15 protein-coding genes are annotated in these 15,306 nt (G+C 71.4%); 6 read left to right on the top strand and 9 right to left on the bottom strand.

Annotated features, from left to right (window positions below; all coding sequences use genetic code 11):
• Positions 1-23 precede the first annotated feature (23 nt).
• The 3 genes from GEV07_01490 to GEV07_01480 are packed head-to-tail and all read right to left on the bottom strand — an operon-like array spanning position 24 to position 3,532.
• Positions 24-1,157 (bottom strand): carbohydrate kinase family protein, encoded by a 1,134-nt coding sequence (locus GEV07_01490; GenBank protein MQA01438.1) that lies wholly within the window; start codon positions 1,155-1,157, stop codon positions 24-26.
• A 33-nt stretch (positions 1,158-1,190) separates the two neighbouring features.
• Entirely contained in the window at positions 1,191-2,525 is a 1,335-nt protein-coding gene (locus GEV07_01485; GenBank protein ID MQA01437.1) for a 6-phospho-beta-glucosidase, read from the bottom strand.
• Positions 2,526-2,563: 38 nt separating this feature from the next.
• The gene (locus tag GEV07_01480) at positions 2,564-3,532 is read right to left on the bottom strand and encodes an oxidoreductase (protein ID MQA01436.1); all 969 of its coding nucleotides are present in this window, start codon (positions 3,530-3,532) and stop codon (positions 2,564-2,566) included.
• A gap of 97 nt (positions 3,533-3,629) precedes the next feature.
• Between GEV07_01480 and GEV07_01475 the strand changes: the two genes are divergently transcribed.
• Entirely contained in the window at positions 3,630-3,881 is a 252-nt protein-coding gene (locus tag GEV07_01475) for an acylphosphatase (protein MQA01435.1), read from the top strand.
• Positions 3,882-3,889: 8 nt separating this feature from the next.
• Here the strand turns inward: GEV07_01475 and GEV07_01470 are convergent, their stop codons facing one another.
• The 5 genes from GEV07_01470 to GEV07_01450 all read right to left on the bottom strand — a co-directional run bounded on the left by GEV07_01470 (position 3,890) and on the right by GEV07_01450 (position 9,354).
• On the bottom strand, positions 3,890-5,578 hold the full coding sequence (locus GEV07_01470) for an RNase J family beta-CASP ribonuclease (protein ID MQA01434.1): 1,689 nt from the start codon (positions 5,576-5,578) through the stop codon (positions 3,890-3,892).
• Complete coding sequence (gene dapA / locus GEV07_01465; GenBank protein MQA01433.1) at positions 5,575-6,492, bottom strand: 4-hydroxy-tetrahydrodipicolinate synthase; 918 nt, start codon at positions 6,490-6,492, stop codon at positions 5,575-5,577. The genes GEV07_01470 and dapA overlap by 4 nt, the downstream gene beginning before the upstream one ends.
• A 1,001-nt stretch (positions 6,493-7,493) precedes the next feature.
• On the bottom strand, positions 7,494-8,333 hold the full coding sequence (locus GEV07_01460) for a hypothetical protein (GenBank protein MQA01432.1): 840 nt from the start codon (positions 8,331-8,333) through the stop codon (positions 7,494-7,496).
• A complete protein-coding gene (locus tag GEV07_01455; GenBank protein ID MQA01431.1) occupies positions 8,333-8,935 on the bottom strand; it encodes a twin-arginine translocation signal domain-containing protein in 603 nt (200 codons plus the stop codon). The genes GEV07_01460 and GEV07_01455 overlap by 1 nt, the downstream gene beginning before the upstream one ends.
• The gene (locus GEV07_01450) at positions 8,932-9,354 is read right to left on the bottom strand and encodes a hypothetical protein (protein ID MQA01430.1); all 423 of its coding nucleotides are present in this window, start codon (positions 9,352-9,354) and stop codon (positions 8,932-8,934) included. The genes GEV07_01455 and GEV07_01450 overlap by 4 nt, the downstream gene beginning before the upstream one ends.
• Positions 9,355-9,529: 175 nt before the next feature.
• On the opposite strand from GEV07_01450, the gene GEV07_01445 reads away from it, so the two are divergent.
• The 3 genes from GEV07_01445 to GEV07_01435 all read left to right on the top strand — a co-directional run bounded on the left by GEV07_01445 (position 9,530) and on the right by GEV07_01435 (position 12,155).
• A complete protein-coding gene (locus GEV07_01445; GenBank protein ID MQA01429.1) occupies positions 9,530-10,066 on the top strand; it encodes a GNAT family N-acetyltransferase in 537 nt (178 codons plus the stop codon).
• A 21-nt stretch (positions 10,067-10,087) separates the two neighbouring features.
• Complete coding sequence (locus tag GEV07_01440) at positions 10,088-10,966, top strand: 1,4-dihydroxy-2-naphthoate polyprenyltransferase (GenBank protein ID MQA01428.1); 879 nt, start codon at positions 10,088-10,090, stop codon at positions 10,964-10,966.
• A 118-nt stretch (positions 10,967-11,084) separates the two neighbouring features.
• Positions 11,085-12,155, top strand: coding sequence for a YbfB/YjiJ family MFS transporter (locus GEV07_01435; protein MQA01427.1), 1,071 nt, complete (start codon positions 11,085-11,087; stop codon positions 12,153-12,155).
• Between the two features lies 1 nt (position 12,156).
• On the opposite strand, the gene GEV07_01430 is transcribed toward GEV07_01435, so the two are convergent.
• Entirely contained in the window at positions 12,157-13,830 is a 1,674-nt protein-coding gene (locus tag GEV07_01430; GenBank protein ID MQA01426.1) for an AMP-binding protein, read from the bottom strand.
• A gap of 105 nt (positions 13,831-13,935) precedes the next feature.
• Between GEV07_01430 and GEV07_01425 the strand changes: the two genes are divergently transcribed.
• Together GEV07_01425 and GEV07_01420 are read left to right on the top strand one after the other, a co-directional pair.
• A complete protein-coding gene (locus tag GEV07_01425; protein ID MQA01425.1) occupies positions 13,936-14,766 on the top strand; it encodes an N-acetylmuramoyl-L-alanine amidase in 831 nt (276 codons plus the stop codon).
• Between the two features lie 53 nt (positions 14,767-14,819).
• The gene (locus GEV07_01420; GenBank protein ID MQA01424.1) at positions 14,820-15,284 is read left to right on the top strand and encodes a hypothetical protein; all 465 of its coding nucleotides are present in this window, start codon (positions 14,820-14,822) and stop codon (positions 15,282-15,284) included.
• The last annotated feature ends 22 nt before the right edge of the window (positions 15,285-15,306 follow it).

Raw genomic sequence — 15,306 nt, 5'->3', positions numbered from 1 at the left:
GGGTCAGCCGGGCAGCACCCTGGCTACACGGCGTCGGCGTACCGCACCGTGGGGTGAGCCCGAGCGCGGTCGACGCCGTGCAGGTCGGGGAGCAGCTCGGCGACGAAGTCGTAGGTCGGCGGGACGCCGGTGCCGCAGAACCACTCGCCGATCTCGTGCCAGCACGGGGCGCCGAGCGAGCCGCTGAACTGGCGCACCGACAGGGCGGCGCACAGGTTCGCGAACCGCAGCCGCCGCTCCAGGCTCCAGCCGGACAGGCTGGCGAACACGAACGCCGCGGCGAAGACGTCACCGGCGCCGGTCGGGTCGATCGCCTCGACCTGCACCGCAGGTGCGTGCACCCGCTCGCCGGTCTCCCGGTCGATGGCGTACGCGCCGTCCTTGCCGGCCTTCACCACGACGAGCGGCACGTGCGGTGACAGCTGCTCCAGCGCCTCCTCCGGCGTCGCCGTGCGGGTGTAGGCCATCGCCTCGACCGCGTTCGGCAGGAAGACGTCCACCCCGGCGAGCCGGTCGAACAGGCTGGTGGACCACTCGCCGGTCGGGTCCCACCCGACGTCACCGAACACGTACGTACCGCGCTGCCTGGCCCGCGTGACCCACTCAGGCAGCGGGCCGTCCAGATCGACGACACACGCACGGCACGCGGGCGCGTCGGTGACCTTCGGCTCCTGCGCCGTGGGCAGCGGCTCGCCGTACGTCACCATGCTGCGGTCCGCGTCGTACGACATCGACACCGTCACGGGAGTCGGCCAGCCCTTCACCCGGTGCGACGTGCACAGGCAGACCTGTTCCTGCTCCGACAGCGTCCGCCACAGGTAGGCGCCGAACATGTCGTCGCCGAAGGCGGCGGCCAGGCCGACCTTCAGCCCCAGCCGGCTCAGTGCCGTCGCCAGGTTCGCGATGCCACCGGGCGCGGAGCCGAGGCCGGACGTCCACAGCTCGGTACCCGGCTTCGGCGGCCCGGCCATCCCGGTGAAGATCATGTCGAGGAAGACGGTGCCGACGAGGAACACGTCGTACGGCTCCCCGTGCGTCCCGAGCGCCCGTACCCCGATCTCCTGCCGCTCCTCGCACGGGTCCTCGAGCGGGGCGCCGTACGGGTCGGCGGCGGGCGGGCAGTCTTCTTCCGCGCCGTGCAGCGCGTCGACATCCATCGTCGGCTCAGCCACGATCCCCACCTCCTCCAGTCAGCGCCCGAAGAGCCTGCCTACTTCCGGGTGTGCTGACACGTAATCGTCGAGCATGCGTTCGGCGTTCCGCACCGAATCGGTCAACGGGTGGCTTCCGAGCGCACGCAGCGCGAGCAACCGGTCACCGGTCAGCGCGGCCTCGATCGTGTCGCGTTCCACGGCCTTGACCGTGGTCAGCAGACCAGCGGCATGCCCCGGCACGTCAGCCATCGCGAGCGGACGCGGCCCACTGGCGTTGACAATGCACGGTACCTCGGCGACGGCGTCGTCCGGGAGGCAGGAAAGCGAACCCTTGTTACGCACGTCGAGGATCAGCTCGGTCGGCTCGCCGGTGCCGAGCGCACGCATCAACGCGACCGCTACGCCTTCGTAACCGCCTGCCTCCAGATCGTCGTGGTCGCGCCGGTCGGACGCCTCCCGGCTCTCCGCGAGATACGACTCCTCGCGCTCCCGCCTGGTCTGCTCCCACAGCGCGAGTGCGTCGCCTGGCGCCGCCTTCGCCGCCTCGTAGAACGCCTGCTGCTGCGCCTGCAGCAGCTCTCCCCTGGTCTGCTCGGCGCCGTGGATGCCGGCGACGGCCTCCCGGTTCGAGTAGTAGTAGTACAGGTACTCGTTCGGCACCATGCCGAGCGCGCGCAGCCAGGTGGCGCCGAACAGCCGGCCCTCCTCGAAGGCGGCGAGCTTGGCGTCGTCGGCGAGCAGCTCCGGCAGCCGGTCGGTGCCGTCCACGACGACCTGGTCCAGCCAGCCGAGGTGGTTCAGCCCGTAGTAGCGCAGTGACGCGTGGTCGGGTGCCACGCCCAACGTCCGCAGCACCCGTCGCCCGAGCGCGATCGGCGAGTCACAGATGCCGATCACCCGGTCGCCGAGCACGCGGCTCATCGCCTCGGTCACCATGCCGGCGGGGTTGGTGAAGTTCACCACCCAGGCCTGCGGGCACACCGCAGCGACCCGTTCCGCGACGGCCACCATCGGCGGCACCGAGCGCAACCCGTAACAGACGCCGCCCGGGCCGGTCGTCTCCTGGCCGAGCACGCCGTGGCGCAGCGCGACGCGCTCGTCGATGGTGCGCCCCTGCAGGCCGCCGACGCGCAGCGCGGCGAAGACGAAGTCCGCCCCGGCGAGCGCCTCGTCGAGGTCGGTGGTGACGACGACGCGCGGCGCGTCCTGGCGACCGTGACCCAGCTGCGCGAGCACCGCCTCGATCACCTGGAGCCGTTCCGCATCGGTGTCGAACAGCGCGATCTCGTCCACGAGGTCCTGGCCGAGCAACGCGCGGTAGATCAGCGGCACCCGGAAGCCGCCGCCACCCAACACAGCCAACCGGGTCATGCGCGCTTGTCCTGCACCAGCGTCCCCACTCTCGGTGTTCACAGGCCGACCCGGCCCCGCACGATCTTGCCGTACGCCGAGGGGCCGGTCTCCGGGTGGAAGGCCCGCGCCGCCTCGGTGATCGCCTCGTACTCGTCGTCGGCGAGCTCGATGTCGGCCGCGGCGACGTTCGCCTCCAGCTGCTCGACGGTGTGCGCCCCTGGAATCGCGACGACCGGCTCGTGGTACAGCAGCCAGGCCAGCGCCACCTGCGCCGGCTTGGCGTCGTGCGGCCCGCCGACCTCGCGCAGGGTACGCAGCAGCGGCTCGGCGAGCCTTAGGTTCTCCGGCAGGAAGAGCGGGTTGGCCGCGCGCAGGTCGGTGGGCCGGTGGTTCTCGTCGTACCGGCCGCCGAGCAGCCCCTGCTCGAGCGGGCTGTACGCGACCACCATGCGGTGGTTGTCGGCCGCCCACGGCACCAGCTCCCACAGCGGCCGCAGGTGCGCCAGCGAGAAGTGCACCTGGTTCGACACCACCGGCTGGCCGAGGGCCTGCTCCGCCGCGATCCACCGGCGCAGCGAGTAGTTCGACACGCCGATCGACTGCACCAGGCCCTCGTCGAGCATCTGCCGCGGCCCCTGCATGACCACCGCGTCGGGGATCACCGGGTTGGGCCAGTGCACCTGGTAGAGCGGGATCGAGTCGAGCCCGATGCGCTTGGCGCTCGCCTTCGCGGCGCGCTTCACCAGGCCGGCGACCGGAGCCACCGGGGTGACCTTCGTCGCCACCGTCACCGAGTTGCGGTCGGCGCCCAGTGCCTTGCCGAGGATCCGTTCGCTCTTGCCGAAGCCGTAGATCTCCGCGGTGTCGAACAGGGTCACGCCGAGGTCGAGCGCGCGGCGCACGATGGCGTGTGCCTCACCGCCCGCGTAGTTCTCGCCGTACCCCCATTCGCGGGATCCGAACTGCCACGTACCCAGGCCGATCTTGCTGACCGTGCCCAGGCCCTCCACCTCGACGGTACGCATGGGTCCAGTCTGCCCAGCCACGCTCCGTCGACCGCCCCCGGGGTTGTCGCAACCGGCGCGGCGCGGTAGGACGGCCACCATGCAACGTACGCGTGTCGTGGTCTCCGGCTCGGTGCAGGGCGTGTTCTTCCGCGACTCATGCCGTCGGGCCGCCGACGCCGCCGGTGTGGCCGGCTGGGTGCGCAACCGCAGCGACGGCACCGTGGAGGCCGTGTTCGAGGGACCCGCGGCCGCGGTCGACCAGCTGGTCGAGTGGTGCCGGCAGGGCCCGCGGCACGCCCGGGTGAGCGTCGTACAGACCTACCAGGAGCAGCCGACGGGCGCGCACGGCTTCCGGATCACGCACTAGCCGGAGGGCTAGACCTCCACCACGAACGGCACGATCATCGGGCGGCGGCGGTACGTCTCGTTCACCCACTTGCCCACCGTGCGCCGCACCAGCTGGCTGAGCTGGTGCACATCGGCGACGCCGTCGTCCGCGGCGCCCTGCAGCACCTCCGCGATGCGCGGCACCACCTCGTCGAAGGCCTCCTCGTCGATGCCGGAGCCGCGGGCCTGGATGAACGGGCCGCCGACGATCTTCCCGCTCGCCGCCTCGACGGCGACCACGACGCTGACGAAGCCTTCCTCGCCGAGGATCCTGCGGTCCTTCAGCGACGCCTCCGTCACGTCGCCGACGGACGCGCCGTCGACGTACACGTAGCCGACCGGCACCGCACCCTCGATGCTGGCCTTGCCGTCGACCAGGTCGACCACGACGCCGTTCTCCGCGATGACGATGCCGTCCTTCGGCACCCCGGCGGCCTCGGCCAGCTCGGCGTGCGCGCGCAGGTGCCGCCACTCGCCGTGCACGGGGATGAAGTTCCGCGGCCGGACCGCGTTCAGCACGTACAGCAGCTCGCCGGCCGGGGCGTGCCCGGACACGTGGACGAGCGCGTTGCCCTTGTGCACAACCGTCGCACCCCACCGGGTGAGGCCGTTGACGACGCGGAACACGTCGTTCTCGTTGCCCGGGATGAGCGAGCTCGCCAGCACGACGGTGTCGCCCTGCTCTATCCGCACCGGGTGGTCGCGGTTGGCCATCCGCGACAGCGCGGACATCGGCTCGCCCTGCGAGCCGGTGCAGACCAGCACGACCTCGTCGGGCGGCAGGCTGTCCACGTCCTCGCTCGGGTCGCACAGCACACCGCCGGGCACGCTGAGGTAGCCGAGGTCGCGCGCGACGCCCATGTTGCGCACCATCGACCGCCCGACGAACGCCACCCGCCTGCCGTGCTCGTGCGCGGCGTTGAGCACCTGCTGCACGCGGTGCACGTGGCTGGCGAAGCAGGCGACGATGATCCGCCGGTCCGCGCTGCCGAAGACCTGCCGCAGCACCGGGGTGATGTCCCGCTCGGCGGTGACGAACCCGGGCGTGACGGCGTTCGTCGAGTCGGACAGCAGCAGGTCGACACCGGCGGCACCCAACCGGGCGAAGCCCGGCAGGTCGGTCAGCCGGCCATCCAGCGGCAGCTGGTCCATCTTGAAGTCGCCGGTGTGCAGCACCACACCCGCGGGGGTGTGGATGGCCACGGCAAGCGCGTCGGGGATCGAGTGGTTCACGGCGAGGAACTCGCACTCGAACGGGCCGATCCGCTCGCGCTGCCCTTCCTTCACCTCCAGCGAGTACGGGTTGATCCGGTGCTCGGCGAGCTTGCTCTCCACGAGAGCCAGGGTGAGCTGGCTGCCGATCACCGGGATGTCGGGCTTCTCCCGCAGCAGGTACGGCAGCGCGCCGATGTGGTCCTCGTGGCCGTGGGTGAGTACGACCGCGTCGATCTGGTCCAGCCGGTCCCTGATGGGCGCGAAGTCCGGCAGGATCAGGTCGACTCCCGGCTGATCGGTCTCAGGGAAGAGCACGCCGCAGTCGACGACGAGCAACCGTCCGGAGTGCTCGAAAACCGTCATGTTGCGGCCGATCTCGCCGACGCCACCCAGCGGGACGACGCGAAGACCGCCTGGTGCCAGGTCTCCTGGTTCGGTCAGCTCGGGATGCGGATGACTCACGCGTTGCCTTCTCCTACGTCGATACCTGCGAGCGCCAAGTCGGCGCGGATCGCAGCCACCGTATCCGGGTCCGCGTCGACGTACGGCAGGCGCACCGGTCCCGCGGGCAATCCGAGCATCCGCAGCGCCGCCTTGCTGGCGATGCAGCCCTGGGTCCGCTTCATCAGGGTCTGTACCACCGGCAGCGTGCGCTGGTGGATCTCGAGCGCCTTCGTGGTCTCGCCCGCGTGGTACGCCTGGATCATCGCCGCGAGGTCGGCCGCGATCACGTGCCCGACGACGCTGACGAAGCCGGCGGCACCCACAGAAAGCCACGCGAGGTTGAGCGGGTCGTCGCCGGAGTAGTACACGAGGCCGGTCTCCGCGATCAGCTGTGAGGCCGCGAACAGGTCGCCCTTCGCGTCCTTCACCGCGACGATGCGGTCGTGCTCGGACAGCGCGCGCAGCGTGTCCGACTCGAGCGCGACCCCGGTGCGGCCCGGGATGTCGTAGAGCATCATCGGCAGGTCGGTGGCGTCCGCCACCGACCGGAAGTGCGCCAGCAGACCGGCTTGCGGCGGTTTGTTGTAGTACGGGCTCACCACGAGCAGCCCGTGCGCACCGGCCTGCGCGGCCCCGCGGGCCAGCCGCACGGTGTGCTCCGAGTCGTTGGTGCCGACGCCGGCGACGACGTAGGCGTCGGCACCCACGGCCGCCAGGACGGCGCGCAACAACCGGTCCTTCTCTTCGTCGGAGGTGACCGGGGACTCGCCGGTGGTGCCAGAGACCACGAGACCGTCGTTTCCCGCGTCGACCAGGTGCCTGGCCAGCCGCTGCGCACCTTCGACGTCGAGCTGACCATCCTCGGTGAAGGGCGTGACCATGGCAGTGAGCATGCGTCCGAATGGGGGGCTGAGAGTATGCGCTGTTGCCATGGACCGAACGCTACCCCGTCGCTCCCAGCCGCGCCCAACCGTTACTGCTCGTGAGATGCCATTTGCGCGGAGTAGCGATCCCATGAAAGACTGGACAACGTACACCCCGGCACCGCCCGCTCGGGGGTTCAGGCAGCGCCGGGGCTCTGTGGTGTACATCGGGGCACGGGCCGCGGGCGTTACGCCCGCGGCCCGTATTTTCTCTCCAGCCCCCCATGAATGGCCGCAGCCGGACACCTACGACGGCCGCCGACAGTGGGCCGCCGGAACACCCGCGCCCCCAACCGTGCATGTCACGTGACGATCCGTCGCAGCAGCTGCGCAGCCCTGGCTACTGACCGGTAAGAATGTGCGAGTAACGGTCCGCCGCTGCCTGAACCCCCGAGCGGGCAGCGGCGGGCCTGTTCATTGGCGGCCTCGCCAATTTCCCTGATCCCTTTGTTTCTTTCTGGGGGCCCGGCCCCAGACCCCCGGGTTCCCTGCGTCCGGTGGAAGGTGCGTGGCTGGAGGCCTTCGCTTCACTCGGCACGCACGTGGCCCACTCGCGGCCGTCGCGCGCCTCGCCGTGGGTTGGTTGTGGGGCGGGTCACAGCGGGGGGCGAGAAAAAGTTCGGGTGGCCCGTAACGTCGGCGGGGGTCGGCTCGATGACATGTACAGAAGCCCCGGCATCGTTTGAACCCCCGAGCAAGCGATGCCGGGGCTGAACCATGTCCGCAGCGGTGTTGACCTGCGTAGGGCACGGCGGAGCCAAAAAAGTCACCGACGGTTGTAACGAAAGCACGAGCCGTCGCGATTTCTCCATCAAAGCCAAGGGTTGGTTGAACCCCCGAGCAATCGATCCGAGGCTGAAAACTGCAACTGGTCGAGTGAAACCCGGTTAGCACGGAAACACCTCCGGGAGCTGTAACACTCGACCGACAGGCTCGATGTACACCACAGAGCCCCGGCCCTGTTCGAACCCCCGAGCGGATAGGGCCGGGGTTTTCCATGCCCCGGCGGCCTACGGGGAAGCCAGCGCCAGCTGCTCGTCGGTCTCGTCGTCGAGCACCGAGACGCGCACCACGGGCTCCCCGCGATCCCCCAGCCGCGCCCGCGCGTCGACCGCGAACAACACCGTCACCGGGCGCGCGCCGTACCGGCCGGCGTACCGCAGGATCCGCCAGCCGTCCACCAGCCAGTGCTCCAGCAGGCTCGACCGCACCACGTGGGCCGTCGACTGCCACGCCACGCTCGCCTCGAGCAGCTCGACGGCGGCCGCGGCCGGCGGCAGGTCCTCGTCCGCCGCCAGCGGGTGGCCGAACAGCCGCACCCGCAGCCGCCGCAGCGGCAGCAGCCACCGGTACGACGCCGGCGAGACCGCCAGCACGACCGCCGCGCAACACAGCAGCGCCGCTACGAACGCGACCGGCCGCAGCTGCGCCACCTGCCACCACGGATGCGTCCCGACCCCGACGACCGTGCCGCCGGCGGTGAGGGTCGCCGCACGCGCGAACGTACGCCAGGTGATCGGCGACGCCTCCGACCCGCACCCGCACGAGGAGCCCGGCGCCACCTTCCTGGCCCACGCCAGGTACCCGCAGAACACCACGCCGAGCACCGCGACCACGCCGCCGCCGGCCGGCGGCGCGAACAGCACCGCCCCGGCCACCGCCAGCTCGCCCAGCCCGACGGCCCGCAGCGCCAGTCGTGCCCGCGGCTTGCTACCCGCGAGCACGACCAGCGCCTCGGGAGGTGCGGCCGACGCCGACGGCCACACCTTCGCCGTGCCGGACCGGACGAGCAGCGCGGCCACCACCACCGCCGCAGCCGCCCACCCGCCGACATCGACGCTCAGCTCCATCACGACCCGCCCGCGGTGACCCTGGCTACGTCCACCGAGTCGTCCGCCGGGTTCCAGGCGCCCAGCACCTGCACGCTGTGCCCGATCCGCAGCCCGGACAGGTCGGCGGTGGCGGCGCGGCCGGCCACCTTCGCGACGGTGAGTCCGCGGACGACGCGGCCGAGGATGGAGTGGCCGGCGTGCAGGAGCGTAAGCCGGTCCTGGCCGACGTCCGTCAGGTCGCCGTCGAGGTTCACGATGTTCAGCCACACGGCGTCCGCCGCGATGCTGCCGTCGGGCATCGGCACGCCACGCCCGTACATGCCGTCGCCGAGCTCGATCGCATCGGCGTCGGCCGGGCGCAGCTTCCAGATGCTGGTGGCGTTGGTGACCTGCACGTGGTGCGTCTCCCCGTATGAGCCGGCAACGGTCAGCATGTTGCCGTTCCTGGCGGTGACGACCCCCTCGGCGAACGAGCTCTCCGACACCGCGGGATCCAACGGTTTCGTCGGCGCCGCGAACGCCGCGTCCGCGTCCAGCCCGCCGAGCGCGGAGGCGCCGACGATCGCGGCCCCGCTCAACGCCGCTGCGGTGAGGAAGTTCCTGCGGTCGATGCCGCTCATTCGTAGATCAGCACAGGGACGTGGCCGCTGTCCAGGTTCCCGATCTTGACGAACGCCGCCGGGGTGAGGTCGATGATGTGGTTCGTACGGCAGGTCGAGCCGCAGCACGACTTCGCGTCGCAGAAGCTCTTCGTCCGCGGCCCGCAGTCGGCGATGGTGATGCAGACGCTCTTGCCCGAGCAGTTGTGCTTCACCTTCATCTCCGCGCCGCACCCGCGCTTCGGCAGCTTCTCGCCGCAGCGGTCCGGCCGGGTGATGTCCCAGCAGTTGTCGGACGCGTACGGCCACGCCCCCATCAGCTTGTTCGACTGGCAGGTGCCGCACGCGCCGTTACCCGCCGACTTGCACGGCCCCCACTTGTTGCCGCAACAGAACCACGTGCATTTGCCCGCCCATAACGGCTTCGACCCGCAACCCATCGCGCCACTCCACAGATTCGACTACTTCTTGTGAAGGATTGTGCACGAAAAGTGACTGGCTGCCGGTGATCGACGCGTCCCATATCTTTGGTTACGTATCTCACAGGCACTGCCCGGGGCGTACGGCCACGCGGCGGGTCGATAGTTTCGGGCCGTGGAACAGTCCGACGTCAGCGTGCGCCCCGCGCTCGCGGCCGATGCCCCCGCGATCGCGCACATCCAGGTACGCAGCTGGCGCGCGGCGTTTCGCGAGCTGCTGCCCGCCACGGCGCTCGACTCGATGACCGGCGAGGCCGCACGCGAGCAGTACGAGCAGCAGTGGCTGCAGTCGGTCGAGCAGCCGCCGAGCAGCCACCACCGGGTACTGACCGCGCTGGCCAGGAACACCGTCACCGGGTTCGCCGCGTACGGACCGAGCGGCGACGACGACCGCTGGGCGCGTACCGACGCGGAGTTGTACACACTCACCGTCGACCCGGACCACTACCACGCCGGGCACGGCAGCCGGTTGCTCAACGCCACCGTCGACCTGCTGCGCGAGGACGGTTACCAGACGCTGTCCACGTGGGTGTTCGCCGATGACGCCCGCTACCGCGGCTTCCTCACCTCTTCCGGCTGGGCCGCGGACGGCTCCCGCCGCGGCCTCGACCTGGACGAGCTGGCGCCAGACACCGTCGCGGAACAGGTCCGGATGGTCACGCGGCTGAGCTGACCTGTCGATAAGCTGCCGCTGATGACGAGTACCGCCCGCGCCTGGCTGGATGGCGCCCGCCCGCGCACCCTGCCCGCTTCCGTCACCCCGGTACTCGTCGGCACCGCCGTGGCGTACGCGGAGGACGGCATCGTCTGGTGGCGGGCGCTGCTGGCGATGCTCGTCGCGGTGGCACTGCAGGTCGGCTGCAACTACGCGAACGACTACAGCGACGGCATCCGCGGCACCGACGAGCACCGCGTCGGGCCGGCCAGGCTGGTCGGCTCCGGTCTGGCCCGGCCGCGCACGGTGCTGGTGACGGCGGTCTGCTGCTTCGCCGTCGCGGCCGTCGTCGGGCTGGTCCTCGCGGTCGTCACCACGCTGTGGCTGTTGGCGGTCGGCGCGCCCGCGCTGGCGGCCGCCTGGTTCTACACCGGCGGCAGCAGGCCGTACGGCTACCGTGCGCTCGGCGAGATCAGCGTGCTGGTGTTCTTCGGCGTCGTACCGGTGGTCGGCACCGCGTTCGTGCAGACGGAGCAGCTCAGCTGGCTCGCGCTGTGGTGCAGCCTGCCGGTCGCGTTCCTCGTGGTGGACCTGCTCGTGGTCAACAACCTGCGCGACATCCCCACCGACGCCGCGGCCGGCAAGCGCACCCTGGCCGTGCTGCTCGGCGACCGCGGCACCCGCAGGCTCTACGTCGTGCTGCTCGCCGCCGCCCTCGCCGGCACGGTGGCGGTGATCGTGCTGCGGCCGTGGAGCGCACTCGCGCTGCTCGCCATCCCGCTCGCCTGGCTGCCGCTGCGGCTCGTGGTCGGCGGCGCGACGGGCGCGCCGTTGGTCCTGGCCCTGCGCGACACCGGCCGGCTGGAGCTCGCCTACGGCGTGCTGCTCACCGCCGGGCTGACCCTGTCCGCAGTGTGACCGGGTGACCCGACCGGCACCACGGCCGGCGACGCTGTGGCTGGCCGCCGCCCTCTCGCTCGGGCCGTTCGCCGCGCTCGGCCTCGGCCGGTTCGCCTACACCCTGCTGCTGCCGCCGATGAAGACACAGCTGCACTGGTCGTTCGCCACGGCGGGCGGGGTGAACACGGCCAACGCGATCGGCTACCTCGCCGGATCGCTGCTGGCGGCGAGGATCGCCGCCAGGTTCGGCTCCCGCCGTACGTTCGTCGGCAGCTTCCTGGTCACCGGCGGCTCGTTGCTCGGGTGCGCGCTCACCACGTCGCTGCTGCCGCTGTTGTTGCTCCGCGCCGTGTCCGGGTTCTCCGGCGCCGCCACCTTCGTCGTCGGCGCCGGTCTGCTGGTGCAGACGGTCAGCGCGCGAGGCGGCGCGGGTCCGCTGCCGATGGCCGTGTACTCGGCCGGCACGGGCACCGGCATCGCCGCGAGCGGCCTCACCGTGCCCGTACTGCTGGCCGCGCTCTCCGACAGCGTCGGCTGGCGGGTCGCGTGGGCGCTGCTCGGCGTGCTGACGTTCGCCGCGTTGCTGGCAGTGCTGCCGGCGGCACGACGGACGGTCGAACCGCCGCCGGCGCCGGTGCGTACCGGCGACAGCTGGCCGGCCGCGAAGCTCGTCCCCGCGCTGCTCGCCTACAGCCTGTTCGGGGTCGGCTGCATCGCCTACCTGACGTTCATCGTCGCGTTCCTGCAACACGAGGGCGTCGGCACGGTGGGCGTCGCCGGGTTCTGGTGCCTGCTCGGGCTGGCCGGCGTGGTCGGGCCGCTGTGCTGGTCGCCGGTGTTGCGACGGCTCGGCCACTCGGCCCGTACGGCGGCCGTCCTCGGTGTGCTCGCCGTGGGCGCCGGGATACCGCTGCTGACCCAGTCCGCCGTCGCGGGGCTGGTCTCCACGATCCTCTTCGGCACGTCGTTCCTCATGGTGGTCGCGGTCTTCACCGACATCGCCCGCGCCCAGCTCGCGCCGCACCAGTGGACGCCGGCGATCGGCGGGCTCACCGTCGCGTTCGCCACCGGCCAGTCCGCGGGACCGGTGCTTGCCGGCCTGCTCGCGGACACCGCCGGCGGGATCGAGCTCGGCCTCGCCGTGTCGACCGGTGTCCTCTTCGTCGCGGCCGGCGTCTCGCTGGCGCAGCGCCCGGCGCCGCGGTGAGTCAGAACCTGCCCTCGCGCAGCCAGTCGCGCAGCTCGGTGCGACGGATCTTGCCGGACACCGTCTTCGGCAGCTCGCTGACGAAGAACACCTCGCGCGGGTACTTGTACGGCGCGGTCTGGGCCTTCACGAACTCCTGGATCTCCACGGCGAGCTCGGGCGAACCGGTGTAGCCGGGCGCGAGGATGACGAACGCGGTGACGATCTGCGTCCGCTGCGGGTCGTCCTTGCCGACGACCGCTGACTCGGCGACGGCCGGGTGCTCGACGAGCGCTGACTCCACCTCGAACGGCCCGATCCGGTACGCAGACGACGTGATCACGTCGTCCGACCTGCCCTCGAACCAGAAGTAGCCGTCCGCGTCCTTGCGCGCCTTGTCGCCGGTGAAGTACCAGCCACCGGTGAACACCGCGGCGGTCGCGTCCGGCGCCCGGTAGTACTCGCGGAACAGCCCGAGCGGCCTCGGCTCGGCCCGCACGCAGACGTTGCCGACCTCACCGGTCGGCACCTCACCGCCGTCGTCGTCGCGCACGTCCACCTCGTAGCCGGGTGCCGGCTTGCCCATCGAGCCCGGCCGCACCGGCACCGCGCGGTAGTTGGCGACGATGTTCGTGGTCTCCGTCTGGCCGTAACCGTCGTAGACGGTCAGCCCGCCGGTGCCCTCCTTCCACACCTTGATCACCTCGGGGTTGAGCGGCTCGCCCGCGCTCGTGCAGTGCCGCAGCGTGGAGAAGTCGTACGCGCCGAGGTCGGCAAGCACGAGCATCCGGTACAGCGTCGGCGGCGCGCAGAACGACGTGATGCCCTGGTCCTGCACGACCCGGAGGATGGTGTCGGCGTCCGGCTTGCCCATGTCCATCTGCACGACGGTCGCGCGCTGGTGCCACTGGCCGAACAGCTTCCCCCACGCGGCCTTCGCCCAGCCGGTGTCTGAGATCGTCCAGTGCAGGTCGCCGGGCCGCAGGTCGTGCCAGTACCGCGCGGTGATGACGTGGCCGAGGCTCAGCGACGCCTGGGTGTGCAACACCATCTTCGGGTGCGCGACCGTGCCGGAGGTGAAGTAGATGAGCATCGGGTCGGACGCCGCCGTCGGATCGGTTGGCGTCGCGGCGTCACCGGCCTCGGCGACGGCCGTGTCGAAGTCGATCCAGCCGTCCGCCACGGCGCCGTCGCCGGCCACGCAGAGCTTGCGCCGTACCGTCGGCAGCTCGGCCACCACCTCGTCGACCTTCGCCGCGCCAGGTCCGTCGACGACGACGGCGACCGCGTCGGCAGACGTGACCCGGTACGCGATGTCCTTGGCGGTGAGCAGGTTCGGCCCCGGCATGGGGATGGCGCCGATCCTGATCGCGCCGAGCACGGCCGCGTACCAGGCGGGCACCCGCGGGAGCATCACGAAGACGGAGTCGCCCTTGCCGATGCCCAGGTCGAGGAACGCACGCGCGGCCTGCCGCGACAGCGCCGCCAGCTCTGCCGCGGTGTGCCTCGCCGACACGTCGCCCTTGGCGTCCAGGCTGAGCAGTGCGAGCGCGTCCGGGTCGGCCTTCGCCCAACTCTCCACGATGTCGAGGACGGGGTTGAACCGTTCCGGCGGCGTCAGGTCGAAAGCGGCCCGCTCGTCGTCGTAGGACTGCAGGTTGGGTTCGCAGTCACGGGTCGGTCGCTCGACAGGCATCATCGTCCTCCGTTCGATTCTCCCCGGAGGCTAGTCGCTTCCGGCACTGTCGGCTACCGCCTGTCGGTCGGCGACCGGGGGACGGCGGCACGGTAACCTCGCGACGTGCGCAACGGCCGGAAATGGGTAGTAGCGGGCACCGTCGCAAGCCTCGTGGCGACCGCGGCCTGTGTGCCCGCGACGTCCGACGCGCGCTCCACCGGCACCCCGGACGAGTCGCGCAGCACGTCTTCGTCGGAACGCACACCGACGAAGAGCGCCACGGCCGACCGGCCACCGCTGCACGGCCGGGTGATCGTGGTCGACCCCGGGCACAACGGCGCCAACGCCGCGCATCCGCAGCGGATCAACAAGCTGGTCGACGCGGGCGGGCTGCGCAAGCCGTGCAACACCGTCGGCGCCGAGACCGACGGCGGCTACCCGGAGCACGCGCTCAACTGGGCGGTCACGAAGCGGCTGACGAAGCGGCTGCGCGCACACGGCGCCACGGTGATCCTCACCAGGAAGAACGACCACGGCGTCGGACCGTGCATGGACGAGCGCGGCAGGACGGCCGCCAGGCACGACGCCGACCTGCTCGTCTCCGTACATGCCGACGGCAGCAGCGCGCGGGCGCACGGCTTCACCGTGCTGCGTCCGGCGAAGGTCCCCGGCTACACCGCCGGTACGTTCGGCGAGTCGAGGTCGCTCGCGACCGACGTCGCGGACGCGCTCGCCGGCCACGGCTTCACCAGGTCGACGTACCTGGGCAAGAACGGCATCGAGGCGCGCGACGACCTCGGCACGTTGAACCTGGCGCGCTCCCCCGCGGCCATGGTGGAGATGGGCAACATGCGCAACACGGCGGACGCGAAGGTGCTGCGCAGCGCCAAGGGCAGGAAGCGGATGGTCCGCGGTCTCACCGCCGGCGTGGTCGACTACCTGGCCCGCGGCTGACCGTGGCCGGTTCCGGTCGTGCACCGTCGAGCCAGCGATGGCACCATGCGGTGATGTTCAGACGCGCGGCACTCGCCGGGATCGTCACGGGTGCGGCCCTGCTCGCGGCCGGCTGCGGTGGCGGCTGCAGCAGCTCGACAGGAACCTGCGAGGCGGAGACCAACTGGCCAGCCATCATCGGCGGCCTCGCCGCCGCGGTAGTGTTCGTCGGCCTGGTCGTGCTCGTCATCGTCCTCATGGCCCGCAGCTCGGCGAAGAAGAAACGGCAGCGGGAGCACGAGCTGCAGCAGGTACTCAGCGGCCCGCCGGTCCTAGGCAACCAGGCACCCACCTCGCCGTACGGCCCACCGCCACAAGGACCACCGCCGCCGCAGCGACACACCGCCACAAGGACCACCGCCGCCGGAGCAGGGCTGGCAGCCACCGCCGCAGTAGGCGGCGGGCGGTCGGCCCCGTCCGTGGCCGGCTGCGGGCGGTTGGCTGCGGTGCCCGTCGGTACCGGTATGGGCCCCGAGTAGCCGGCCGCCGGCAGAGGAGAAG

The organism is Streptosporangiales bacterium, assembly GCA_009379825.1.
Classification (GTDB): domain Bacteria; phylum Actinomycetota; class Actinomycetes; order Streptosporangiales; family WHST01; genus WHST01.
This window is presented reverse-complemented; position numbering and strand designations above follow the sequence as displayed.